Origin of the sequence: Virgibacillus oceani (assembly GCF_041521345.1) — a bacterium.
Lineage (GTDB): Bacteria > Bacillota > Bacilli > Bacillales > Amphibacillaceae > Virgibacillus_N > Virgibacillus_N oceani_A.
The window spans coordinates 41835-54316 of the sequence record NZ_JBGOHB010000033.1 but is presented as its reverse complement, the minus strand read 5'-3'; the positions used below and the strand labels follow the sequence as shown (position 1 = coordinate 54316).

Genomic DNA, 12482 nt, shown 5'->3' with positions numbered 1-12482 from the left:
ACCGTATAAAGTGGTGGGATTTCTTTTTCAAAATAAAAAATAGACTTCTGAACCAAAGAAAATACTTTTTTTATGGATTGGGATTGTAAATTAAAATAAAAACCTTAGTTTTTGGGTGCTAACCATATTTATATAATTAAAATATACACATAATATTCCGGATGTTTTATATAAATTGATTTCAAACTAAAAATAGATAATTATAAACCTATCTACTAAATTACCGCTTTACAACTTTTCTGTTATAAAATTATTGATTATCTAGAAGTATTTCCAAGAATCAGTCAAATGCTGTAAGTAATATCTATTTTTTAACAATTAATCTTACGGTTAGGAAAGGTTTTAAAATAGTAAAAGACCCAGCAAAAAATAAACTAATTTATGCCTAGGTCTTGAAGTCACAATAATTTATAATGTTTAATCTATCTGTCGTTGAAGCTATTTAGTAATAGGTATATGTAACACATAGTCTATATTCTATGTTTAGTTCTTACGAGTCTCACTCTTAATCCCAACTAACAAACCTTTGGATTTGTAGTTATTTACTAAGAAGTAATTGCTTAGTACCATTCTATCAGATGCTAGTTCTATTTTACTATAATACCTCGACATTTTTTACACCTTTCGTTCGACAATTAACGACAAAATGCAAACAATTACACTAAATCACATAAACGCAATCCCCTACTCCAACTCCACCAACATCTGCCTAATCTCCTCCGTCTCTTTCTCAACGTCCTCTCGCATTCCAGATTCCTCCTCACGTTCCCGCCAATCTCTTCTCACCCTCTTCCGCTCCCAAAACCACTCCGGCACCACTTCCCAGCAGCTGCTCCATTTCCAATCATTCGTGCCTTGCCTCGAGACACCTTTCTCTCCCTAAACCGCATTTCCTCTTCCCTCGCCTCCTCCAAACTACTAATCCCTTTATCCTGACAATTCTCCAAAATAGACCGCACATATCCCCAGCTAGCTTTCCCTCGATCGAGTGCACGTTTCATGACATGCAAAACCAGCTGCTCACCTGATTGATTCACCCAATGAAGGATTTCTCCGCTTACATAAGAACTGGCAACACCGAAATTATCCTGGAAAAATGCAATCGCTCCACCTGCTGAAATAATATTGTCTTGTTTCTTCTCATTCTCTTTTTGTTTAATTTAAGCCCCGCATCCTGGGCCCTAAGGTGGGCCAACACCCTCGTCCTCCACCTGATCCACTAACCCGCCATCTCCCACCAGACTAGGAGCCATCTGTGACAAGCTATCACCTTGGCACAAATGGAAGCTTACCCCAATTCCCTCAGTTTTGTTTAATCTACACTATTTCATTCTAAACACCCCATTGCGATAAAGCCGTCTTTAAACAATATACATAAAGAGTACATTTACCACGATGAAACAAGTTGTTTGAACAAACAGTTTTTCATTAAGGAGAATACTGATCCAGCTATTGAAAGCTGTCTAGTTCACTACTCTATCCATATAATGGATTTTATACTTTCGTTATGGGACTCCATTTAGTTACTTCAACTGAAATAGAAAAAGATCTCCCTTTTGTGTTGTATAAGGAAGATCTCATTTGTATTTTTTATGTTGAGATAGTTTATCGACCCCTGCTCTATATAACGCTTATGATTTCACACAGGTAGTTGACCATGCAAGCTTATAGAGCTCATCCACTACTCAGACAATAATTGTGCCAAAACATCAATTCCATGTATTCATCAATGTGTTGGTCAGACTAACTAGGGTATGATAGGCATCTTCGGAAATCAGTTCATAATCTAATTGATGTTCAAGCAAATCCTTAAAACCTTCTAAGTGCCTGGATACCTTTTCTACCTCTTCTTGCTTCTCGTATTGATTAATCGCTGTCAAATGAAGCTGCAGAGCATGCGGGGCTGCATCATTTTCGAAATACCCCTCTTCCTTAAATCGGTCCACATACCTCTTTATACTATCAGCATTCGATGGTTCCCAGAAGTCCATAAAGTTTTCCCAATCATATATCTTTAAATTATGCTCTCCTGTTCGCACATGGTAACCCATCCCTTCTCCATGCGAGGGCGTGTCATTGTCTGGCATATTGTTTATCTCCAGTCCTTCCATACCAAACAATTGATATACAGATTCTGCATACTTTAATGATAAAAACTCAGACTCCGGATCAGCCCATGTATCTTCTGATGCACTTGATACGTAAACCAGCCTAGGTGCCATTGATGCTATAAGCATATGCTGGTCAACAGGAAGGTCATACTCATTTCCATTGTAACTTTTATAGTTTTCATTAAACCAATGAGGAAAGCTAGTGTTAATGTCTTCTATCGTTTCACCAACCTTTCCTCGAGAAATGGCAGCACCTGTATTTCCGGAATTATTACTTATTACCAAATCAAATCTCTCATCTATAGCTCCGGCCCAAAGCGCTGCTTTTCCACCCCTGGAATGGCCGACAACTCCAACTCTATTTGAATCGATAGTTAGTTCAGTTTCCAAATAATCCATTGCTCGGCTTGCTCCCCATGACCATCCCGCAATTGTTCCCCATGCGTCAGAAGCTCGTGTTTCTTCTTGTGGATCAAAAACACCATGGACACCTTCATCAAATGAATCAGGTGAATCTGGAGCAACTTCAGAAACTTGAAACACAGCTGCCGCATAGCCATTATCAATAATTTCTTCTGCTGGCCAGAACTCCGTTTTTTCTTCTCGATCCGGATCCATATTCTCATATCCACGATTATTCATGAATAAAAAAGTTGGAACTGGTCTATCTATATCATTTGGAACAAAAAGAAGCAGTCGAAACTCATCTTCTCCATTCGGCCCCTCATAAGATATATCAATTTGCTTTCGCGTAGCTTCACCATCCATCATATCCTCTTTAACGTCAACAACATCAAACTCCAATGAATCCGGACGATCAACCGATGCTCTACCGTAAATATTATCACGGAATAGTTCAAGGACTTCTGGTCGTCTAACCTGTTGCCATTGCGCCTTATTTTCTATTTTGTCACCTTCTAATGTAATTAGAGGATTAGGCACCTGCCGACTGCCAATTTCATCATTTGCACTGGCAACTGTGATTATAGAGCTATAAATAACTATAGTAAACGTTATCAATAATAATAACCTTCCAAATTTCATTAATGTGCCTCCTATCATATATTTTCTTAAGCTCATTTCTATTACTTTTTGAGTTAACCTATTGAACTCAGAAGTTTTGCTTTCAATTTCCTATTTTACCCCACTCTTCATAACCCCCCATTAAAAATATTTTGTTAATTTTTTGAAATGTTAGGTAAGCATAACAATTATTCAATGAAAATAAAATACTTATCACAAAAAACGGAACTTATATACTATTATAAAAACAAATTTATAGTAAAAACTACTTAAAGTTAATCATAAACATCTCATTAGTCTGTAATAAATCTAATATAAAAATAAGAAATAATATTTATTTATCAGAAAGATTTTTATGGATTTAATAAGAGTTGTTTAAGAATAAAAGTAGTATTTTAACTTTCTTTAAAAAAGCCTTACAAATGTATGATAGCAATGACTTTAACTGAGTAAAGTATACATAGGTTCCCCCCCCTTTTTTGTTCATATCTCAGAAGACCTCCTCCCCAAATTCTTCAGCATTTGTTTTATCTCTTCCGTTTCCTTATCAGCATCACCTGGCAAATCCGCCTTCCGCGCATACTTCAGCTCTTTTTTTGTCTTTATGTTTAATGATGGGCTTGCACCCTTGTCTGTAAGGTGGTCCATATCTTCTTCCTAGACCGCCCCGTTTCCCGATTAGAAGGAAGCTTCTTTGGGAATCCGGCTGCTGGCTTAAGTCTACGGGAGTCGAACAAGCGACAGTATCTCCTGAACCGATATGCTCAGTATCGTCACCCTCTATCACCACCTCTCCCCCGCTCTACCTCACCATCCGATAAACTTGAGCTTGATTTCTGGTCCGCGAAAAATAATCAATATCTCCCTTTTCTTTCAGCTCAGTCCTGGCTCTTTTAAAAAAACTCTTCTTCAGCCCCAACTTCAACCGGATCACCGGGACAGTCACCGTAGAATTTTCAATCCACCTTGCTCTGTTATTGATATACATTTTTGAGCCTAATTCATTTTAATTACAGCTTAAAAAAATGGGAATTTTTTCATAGATAGATATAGCCTACTTTTTGCCGTAAACTTAATTACTATGTCGATTTTTCATAGCAAATAGGCATTAAGTGCTAACCCAGTTTACAAATTAACGAAAAAATAGTTCTTTCCTACCTTATCAAAATATCCCAATTAATTTACAATAATTACAAATAAACAAACACACCCTTGCTTTACTCCCTGCAAGGCACATGAACTATGCCACCATTGCCTGTGAACAACACAAACAGTATTTCATTAAAAAAACGCCGATCCAGCTTGTGAAAGCTGCCTGTCTGGATCACGGCGCTACTTATCAGGGAAGACGGGGTGCAGCAATGTATCATACCGGCTTTAAAAGAAAGGTACCCATCCCAATCAGCATCAAGAGAGAAATCTACACCTTTCCCACCCACGCACCAACCGATTTCGAATGCATGTGGCTGTTCCCCAATCATATCCATTCAGTGATCAATCACCCGACATCGAAGAAAACGCCGACAAAATCGATTATTCCATTTAAAAATGGCATGCAAATCCCACTGGATATCTCCAGCTACATGATTCATAAACAGATGGAGCGAACCAGCGCTTGCAGGTTGACGTATTCATTACCCCAAGAAGACATTGCCTCTATGCCTTCCAAAATAAAATAATCAACTGGAAAATTCCGCAACAAACACCCAAGCCAAGGTGAAAAAATGGCTTTAGTCATCCTATTATGTTTACTTATTGCTGCATTAGTCTATGTTTGGAAATATCGCAAAGAGACAGCGCTTTGGAAAAAAATCCTTGTTACATTTTCCGCTTTATTTATATTCATTATTACAGCTGGCAGCCTTTCCCCTGCAACTGAAGCAACACAGAAATTATCAGATGCCGTGACAGAGAATGAGGAATTATCAGCAGTAATTTCCGAACTCCTGTCCATCAAAGTGCAATAGAGGTTGATAAGCTTCTGGGGTGTTAGATGTTGGGGAAGGGTACGGGTTGCTTCTCTGGTGTTTTGTTGCGTGTCATAGTTTGGTGGGGAATGATGCAGCTGTTGGAAGCTGAGAACGTGGATCTTTTGTCCCTATTGGAAGAAGTGGAAGAGAAGTACGGCGACCTAACTGAGACATATGATTTGATCACAGCAGACTATCAAGATCTCGAAGAAACATACAGCAAATTGGAGGAAGAAAATAAAAAATTAACTGATGATTTTGAAGATATAATGGTAGAATTAGAGCAGGCAGAAGAGCAAGTAGCATCTTCTACTACCGAGTCAAGTAACAGCAGTACAAGCACCTCCAGCAGTAGCTCTGATAGTTCCACAAATTCAGCAAGTAACTCTGGTAATTCTACCACTTCGGAAAGCAGCACGGAAGTCAGCGCTTCCAGCGATAATGACAACAACGACACTGAAGATGCAGCTTGCGATATTAAAGGCAGTGAAAGTGGAATCTATCATGTGCCAGGGAGCACCTATTATGACCGGACAACCAATGTCGTCCAGTGGTTCTGTTCCACTGAAGAAGCTGAAAATGCCGGTTATAGAGCACCCAGGAATTAGCGGCAAGCAATCATAAAAAATGAAAGGGGAAATGCTATGAATTCGGAAAAGAAAGTGCGTTCTGACAATAGTATGCTGGAGGAAATGAACGTAGAATCAACCATTTTTTCAGCAGAACACCCGGATTTGAGATTTGCCGTGCTCTCGGAGGGAAAGGACAACATGTTTATTGTACGAGTTTTCGAATTGGCACAGAATGAAGACGCTTTCTTTCCCATCCAGGATTTAGCCGCTTTCAGTTTTGGTACAAAAACAGAGCTGAATGGTTTCGTCGAACGGCTGCCTGAACTCACTGGATTGGAAATGCTTTTGTTGTTGAATCCGATGCCGCGTGTGACGGAGGGAAAAGGACAGCATTAATTCTCAAGGGAAACAGCAATTTGGAATATATGTAATCTAATTTTTCATAGTCGTTTTGCAGCGAGATATACATAAAGAGGGGGTTATTTGCCCCCATTTTTTCTCTACAGATATTATGAAAAAGCCGAATTGATCAATAAAAAATCCCTCATTCTAGATTTGAGACTTACTTTTTAAACAAATCAAATATACTAAATGATGTCTTCTTGTAAACATTATTATAAGCTGCTTTCTTGGGATTCCGGACCCATCCTGCGCCTTTCTTGCCATACATCGGGTTAACAGCAGATTTTGCTTTCCTTTTTATTTTTCCAGTTGTCCGTGCTTTAACACTCTTTTTTAAACTGGGTTTTCTCACTCCAAATTTCATTTCATTTTCCTCCTTTCTCATTCTGATCTTTTGATTTCAGAAATAATTTCTATCCCAAACAAAGTACTTCTTGCTGATAAATTTATTATTTAAACTCTATTCTTTTATCACACTGAAACATATTATATATTCTGATTTCCATTCCCAAAAAAATATTCCAGTGTGCAGCTACCTGTCATTTATTAAGTATACTATACCACATTATCGATATATTCAAAAGATAAAGATTATACAAACTAGATACCACTTGACTCATGGATACTAGTTCATTCACCAAATATGCGTAAAAATCATTTTCACTTGACGGTTACAAAGGTCTACTCTTTTTTAGTTGTTTATAATGTACAGGCATTTTGATAGTACATAGATTATCTCGTAAAGGAGATGATCAATAATGGTTCAAATTAAAAGAGCTATTCTGCCACAAAACGCTTCAAATGTGCCGGGACGTACAATGACACCACTTTATATTACCGTTCACAATACGGCTAATACGTCACATGGAGCAAATGCTGAAATGCATAAAAATTATCTGCATAATGGTAGTGGTGGCCGACAAGCTAGTTGGCATTACACTGTAGATGACACGGAAATATGGCAAACGCTTGAAGACTTTCAGCAAGGGTGGCATGCAGGTGATGGTTCAGGTAGTGGTAATACTAGATCTATTGGAATTGAAATTTGCGAGAATAGTGATGGTAACTTCAATAGGGCGACAGAAAATGCGCAATGGCTTATCAATCAGTTGATGAGTACGAATAATATTTCATTAAGTAATGTTGTTTCCCATAGCCATTGGAGTGGTAAATATTGTCCAAGAAAGCTATTACCAACATGGGATGAATTTAAAGCAGGTATCGGAAACCAAGGACCACCCACTCTTTATAAAGTTCAAATTGGGGCATTTAGTGTACGAGAAAATGCCGAGCAATTAGCCAATGAAGCAACAGCAGCAGGATTTGATAACTTTATCGTGCATGAAGGCGGTCTTTTTAAAGTTCAAATTGGGGCATTTAGCGACAGAGGCAATGCTCAAGCACTTGCTGATCAAGCTAGTAATGCAGGGTATGACGTTTATATCGTGCAAGAGTAAGTAAAAGCGTTTCTCAAAAAGAACAGGATTAAAAAGATAGATATTCTGTAATTCAAAAATCCTCTTTCAATAATTTAAAATTCCCTTTCAGTAATAAAAATCCTCTTTTTGTGAAGGAAACTGAAAAAACCTCTAAAAAAGAAAGGTATAGTTCTCAAAAAAAGAGAATTATGCCTTCTTTATAATAGAACGAATATCATAATTCGTAGCCCTTGTGCCCCAACGAGTTTGAGAAATAAATGACCATTATACTACAGCAAAGTTTATTTATCATCCAAGAATTATTTGAGGAAGAGACCCACCAGCTCGCAGAATAACTGTTTTGGATATTAAAGTGAAACCCAAAAATAGACCGGGTAATCTGAACACTCAGTCTCGGCCACTACTGTGTTTACCAGGGTACCTCCTTCTTTGGATCTCTAAAACATTGTGGACCAAGGAGCCTGTCCCTGTGGTTCATCCCTGTGGTTCAAAAAAATTTAACTAGCACTTATATACTAATATAATTGCTTAGAATTCTGGGGCCAAATAACATTACTAAACTTAACTTTCTAAGTTTCAATGGGGGTTTAGCATTTTTAACTTAAAGAACAAACATAGACCATCTCTCCTATTTTCCTACTATTCGTTAAGTAATAATGAATACAATTTGTACTAATTACTCATTTTCTATTTTGTTAAACTTCTATATAATATTTAGAAGACTCATGATTCGACATGATCTGATTTTTCTTAAAAATGACAAAAAACAATTAATAAAAATTAAATAAATGGGAATTTAAGTATTACTATAACAGCTTCCTGCAACTGCATTTTCCAATGATTTTCAGTTTTAAATCTATTCACTCTCGCAACGCAAGATGAACTTACCACCATGCCACGCAAGTGATATTAGATCAATCAAAAAAATGAACAGGTTCTCAAATGGCATTTTTAATGATGACAAACCACCAAATAGACTCCTGCAAAAAGAACAATTTACAAAAGAATGAATGGTAAAATCTAAAAAATATATGATTTCTCTCTTTAGTTTTTATTCTTTTTTATCGTTGATACAAGATTAATTTACCTAATTTTCAGACTCAAATTCGGAAAAATACATCTACTCCACTTACCGTTATAACAATAATCTTTAAATAAGGAGGCTGTTTCACTATTTCACCAAGTTCAAGGTCTTCAAAATTGATATGAAGATACATGGTTTCAAAAAGCGCAGCTGTATTTTGAACAATTAACCTCACACCCATGTATATAAACATCCCTTCAAATAACCTTTTTAGAAACACCCCAGACTTGACCACCCCCAAAAAATTTAAGGAGGATTATCATGCTAAAAAAATGGCAAACTATTGTTTCTTTTCTGGTGACTGTATTATTTCTATCCATTCTTTTAGGACTTTCATTATCCGATACAGCACAGTTAAGCAATCAAGCACACCTTGAAAATGCAGAGACAAGTGAGACGCACAACGTTACCCTAATTACCGGGGACAAAATTGAAATTCAGCAATTTCCAGACGGCCGGAGTGCAGTAAACTTTTTACCAGCTGAACGCGAGGGCTATGTGCCGAACTTTGAAAAGATGGAGATAAATGATGAAATCTACGTTTTCCCTGAAGACATAATGGAGCATATCCCTGATAAATTAGATAAGGAACTTTTCAATATTACCAAATTAGTTGAACAAGGATATGATGATTCACAGACGAATCATATTCCTATTATTATTACTCTTAATGATCGAGATTCTGTGCAGACGATGCAATCCTCCCTTCACACGGAGACAGGACTCTCTGATTCACATGTTTTTTCAAGTATTAATGGAGTAGCAGCTGAAGTTTCAAAAGATAATACAGTCTTTTTCAAAGATATATTATTTACTCAGAATGATTTGTCTCTGCAAAGTACTGACTTACTCGATGAGCAGATTGAGTATATTCATCTTGATCAACAAGTGACTGTGTCATTGGAAGATAGCGTTCCGCAGATCGGTACACCCAAAGCTTGGGAAGCAGGATATGATGGAGAAGGAATTACAGTGGCTGTGTTAGATTCAGGCATTGATGAAGAACATCCTGACTTAAACGGTAAAGTTGTTGAGGCACAGGATTTTACAGCAGATGAAACTACACAAGACTTACATGGTCATGGAACCCACGTCGCTTCTACTATTGCTGGTAGTGGAGAAGCTTCAGATGGAGCGCAGAAAGGGGTTGCTCCCAATGCATCACTAATAAACGCAAAGGTCCTTAATCAATATGGAAGCGGACCAACTTCAAATCTTATTGAAGGTATGGAATGGGCAGCAGATCAAGGAGCTTCGATTATCAATATGAGTATAGGTTCCTTCCCTACTGATGGAACAGATATTGTTAGTCAAGCAGTTAATACCATTACGGAAGAAAATAATGTACTATTCGTGATTGCTTCAGGTAATTTTGGACCAAATAGTGAAACAGTTACTACACCTGGTACAGCTGATTCCGCTTTGACCGTTGGAGCGGTAGATAATGCAGATGAACTTGCTTCATTTTCAAGCCGAGGGCCAAGAATTGGTGACAATGGGATCAAGCCTGAAATTACTGCCCCCGGGGTCTCGATAAATGCTGCCCGTTCAGGAGAAATTGAAGCAGAGGGAGGGGATGAATACTATATGGAAGCCTCAGGAACTTCAATGGCAGCCCCCCATGTAGCAGGAGCAGCTGCTTTGTTAGCTGAAAAATGGATTGAGATGGAAAGAGATTTTTCACCTGAAGAGTTGAAAGCGGCATTAGTATCAACGGCCATTCCACATGAAGATTACAGCATCTATGAACAAGGGGCAGGCAGGTTAGATGTAGAGAGTTTCATCTCTCAGGATATATTTTCAACTACACCAACTGTGCATATGGGAAATCTCACACATGATGATCATGAGCCTGTAACAGAAACGATTACCTACCATAATTTATCGAATGAGGGTGTAGTTTTAAATGTCAGCTTAAATATCACTGATCAATACGGTAATCCAATTGACGAATCCATGATTACGTTTTCTGAAGATGAATTATTCATTGAAGCAAACAGTACAAAATCAGTGGAAGTTATACTTCATCCTGAATATGGAACGAATGGATTATTGTATGGAGGGAATGTTACTGCACAATCTGGTAATGATACAACCATCCACACCCCTGTCGGATTTTACATTGAGCCTGAAATGTTTGATTTAACAATAAAAGCCATTGACCGTAATGGTGATCCTGCAGATTCATCAAGCAGGGCAAGTGTCGCTAACATGGAGGACATCTCGCATTATTTCGAGGCAAGCTTAAATGATTGGGATGCAGCAGGTGAAATAAAAACACGTGTACCTTCGGGTGTATACAGTATCATTGCGCTTATTGATACGGATGGAGAAGAATCATCATTTGTCTCTGACTTGGAATTTAACATTGATGAGGATAGTACACTTATTCTTGATGCTCGAGATGCGAACCCTGTCGTGGTGGATGTAGAGGATGAAGTAGAAACACAGTCATATCGAATGTCTATTAGAAGAGATATGGAAAAGTCTGGATCTTATGTTCAAAATCTAATTATGAATGAACAGGTTTCTGTTGCTTCTACTGAAGAAACAACAATGGGTGAATTTAACCTACTCACTAATTTGGAGCTAGTATCGCCTTCTGACATAGAGGGAAATCCATATTTTTATAAAATATTGGTGACTGAAGAAAGAGCGTTTCCATCCGAAATGCATTACGACATAAACAAAGAAGATCTGGCCGTAGTCCATAATCAATATTATGGTGATTCATTTGAAGAATACGGTATTCTTCAACATGCTTTTGCTTCTGTTTTCGGATCAACTGCACAACCACGTTATTTACATGCAGGTCAAGAGAGAACAGAATATTTTATCCCAGAAGATATTGAGTATAGAAAATCAGTGCTTCATCATAGCGGGAGGAGATTAGAAGGTCCCCGATTAAACTATCAACTTGGTGAAAGTGAATCTAATTGGTATAAGCAGCCTATACGTCCGGGAAATGCTGATGTTTACCGGGAAGGAGATACGTTGGAAGTTTCCATCGATGATTTTGCAGACACGGATCTTCATTCGGGAACGGGTGTAGGAAGTTCATTACGTGTGTATGAAAACGACGAGCTTATTGGTGAAGAAAACTGGCTGTCGGGTAGTTTTCCACTAACTTTAAATGATGGAGAAATCAAGATCGAAACAGAGGTTGACGCTTCTGACCAAGGTCCTCCTTTTTCATCAACTTGGACGAGATGGACATTTTCTTCTAATTCAGACGATGACATACAAACGATAGCACCAATGCTATTCATTGATTACGATCAAGAGTTAAACTTAAACAATTCTGCCAAACGTTCAGATGAAACAGCTGAAGAGGGTGTCTTCCATTTCGAAGTGAACCATCAATCTGGATCTAACAGCAATCCAATTGAAAATGCTAATCTATGGATTTCTTATGATGATGGGAATGAATGGAGAAAAATTGATCATGTCCAACCCGTAGGTAATGGCCAATTCGAAGCAAACCTGGATCATGGAAATCCAAAAGGAAGTGGATTTGTTTCTTTAAAAGTGGAAGCATGGGACACAGAACAAAATCAAATTGAACAGGAAATCATTCGAGCCTATCGACTTCCGGTTACTGCGGCGAATATGAGAACCCATGTGGAGAGATTGGAAAACGAAGGAGCATTTACAAACGAAGCTGATACGAATTTATTAAAAATGCACTTGACTGCTGTGAGCCAATATGAACAGCAAGAAGCAGCAGAAAAAGTAATACGCCACACGGAAAGCTTCAAACTGATACTTGATCATCAATATGACAATGAATTAATATCTGATGAAGCGTATGACTTTCTGATGGCAGATACTGATTTTATACTTTCGTATTGGGAAGAGTTTGATGATCAGTAAGATTTAAT

The 12482-nt window shown here is 37.9% G+C and carries 10 protein-coding genes and 1 pseudogene; 6 read left to right on the top strand and 5 right to left on the bottom strand.

All coding sequences use genetic code 11. From position 1 onward, the window contains the following. Window positions 1-782: 782 nt before the first annotated feature. From ACDX78_RS19345 to ACDX78_RS19335, 3 genes are all read right to left on the bottom strand, one after another. Window positions 783-1103 (bottom strand): DnaD domain protein, encoded by a 321-nt coding sequence (locus ACDX78_RS19345; protein ID WP_486029954.1) that lies wholly within the window; start codon window positions 1101-1103, stop codon window positions 783-785. Window positions 1104-1709: 606 nt separating this feature from the next. Continuing rightward, window positions 1710-3155, bottom strand: coding sequence for a glucuronyl esterase domain-containing protein (locus ACDX78_RS19340; RefSeq protein ID WP_486029947.1), 1446 nt, complete (start codon window positions 3153-3155; stop codon window positions 1710-1712). Between the two features lie 532 nt (window positions 3156-3687). Further along, a complete protein-coding gene (locus ACDX78_RS19335) occupies window positions 3688-3921 on the bottom strand; it encodes a hypothetical protein (protein WP_486029945.1) in 234 nt (77 codons plus the stop codon). A 409-nt stretch (window positions 3922-4330) separates the two neighbouring features. On the opposite strand from ACDX78_RS19335, the gene ACDX78_RS19330 reads away from it, so the two are divergent. The 4 genes and pseudogenes from ACDX78_RS19330 to ACDX78_RS19315 all read left to right on the top strand — a co-directional run bounded on the left by ACDX78_RS19330 (window position 4331) and on the right by ACDX78_RS19315 (window position 6072). Next, window positions 4331-4813, top strand: coding sequence for a competence protein ComK (locus ACDX78_RS19330; protein ID WP_486029952.1), 483 nt, complete (start codon window positions 4331-4333; stop codon window positions 4811-4813). Window positions 4814-4858: 45 nt separating this feature from the next. Next, a complete protein-coding gene (locus ACDX78_RS19325; RefSeq protein WP_486029943.1) occupies window positions 4859-5101 on the top strand; it encodes a hypothetical protein in 243 nt (80 codons plus the stop codon). Window positions 5102-5574: 473 nt separating this feature from the next. After that, window positions 5575-5712 (top strand): annotated as a pseudogene (locus ACDX78_RS19320) (sunset domain-containing protein); the annotation flags it as partial. Window positions 5713-5748: 36 nt separating this feature from the next. Further along, a complete protein-coding gene (locus ACDX78_RS19315) occupies window positions 5749-6072 on the top strand; it encodes a hypothetical protein (RefSeq protein ID WP_486029942.1) in 324 nt (107 codons plus the stop codon). A 166-nt stretch (window positions 6073-6238) separates the two neighbouring features. Here ACDX78_RS19315 and ACDX78_RS19310 read toward each other — a convergent pair whose 3' ends face one another. Then, window positions 6239-6442, bottom strand: a complete 204-nt coding sequence (locus ACDX78_RS19310; protein ID WP_486029940.1) for a hypothetical protein — start codon at window positions 6440-6442, stop codon at window positions 6239-6241. A 394-nt stretch (window positions 6443-6836) separates the two neighbouring features. Between ACDX78_RS19310 and ACDX78_RS19305 the strand changes: the two genes are divergently transcribed. Further along, window positions 6837-7535: an N-acetylmuramoyl-L-alanine amidase gene (locus ACDX78_RS19305; RefSeq protein WP_486029939.1), complete on the top strand. Its 699-nt coding sequence runs from the start codon at window positions 6837-6839 to the stop codon at window positions 7533-7535. Between the two features lie 1082 nt (window positions 7536-8617). Here ACDX78_RS19305 and ACDX78_RS19300 read toward each other — a convergent pair. Beyond that, entirely contained in the window at window positions 8618-8782 is a 165-nt protein-coding gene (locus ACDX78_RS19300; protein WP_486029937.1) for a hypothetical protein, read from the bottom strand. An 80-nt stretch (window positions 8783-8862) separates the two neighbouring features. Between ACDX78_RS19300 and ACDX78_RS19295 the strand changes: the two genes are divergently transcribed. Then, window positions 8863-12474 carry a S8 family serine peptidase gene (locus ACDX78_RS19295; RefSeq protein WP_486029935.1) on the top strand — a complete coding sequence of 1204 codons (3612 nt, stop codon included), beginning with the start codon at window positions 8863-8865 and terminating at the stop codon, window positions 12472-12474. Window positions 12475-12482 lie beyond the last annotated feature (8 nt).

Excerpts from the sequence above, each read along its gene's own strand:
- ACDX78_RS19340 (WP_486029947.1), bottom strand. The coding sequence starts at position 3,155 with ATGAAATTTGGAAGGTTATTATTATTGATAACGTTTACTATAGTTATT.
- ACDX78_RS19325 (WP_486029943.1), top strand. The coding sequence starts at position 4,859 with ATGGCTTTAGTCATCCTATTATGTTTACTTATTGCTGCATTAGTCTAT.
- ACDX78_RS19315 (WP_486029942.1), top strand. The coding sequence starts at position 5,749 with ATGAATTCGGAAAAGAAAGTGCGTTCTGACAATAGTATGCTGGAGGAA.
- ACDX78_RS19310 (WP_486029940.1), bottom strand. The coding sequence starts at position 6,442 with ATGAAATTTGGAGTGAGAAAACCCAGTTTAAAAAAGAGTGTTAAAGCA.
- ACDX78_RS19305 (WP_486029939.1), top strand. The coding sequence starts at position 6,837 with ATGGTTCAAATTAAAAGAGCTATTCTGCCACAAAACGCTTCAAATGTG.
- ACDX78_RS19300 (WP_486029937.1), bottom strand. The coding sequence starts at position 8,782 with ATGGGTGTGAGGTTAATTGTTCAAAATACAGCTGCGCTTTTTGAAACC.
- ACDX78_RS19295 (WP_486029935.1), top strand. The coding sequence starts at position 8,863 with ATGCTAAAAAAATGGCAAACTATTGTTTCTTTTCTGGTGACTGTATTA.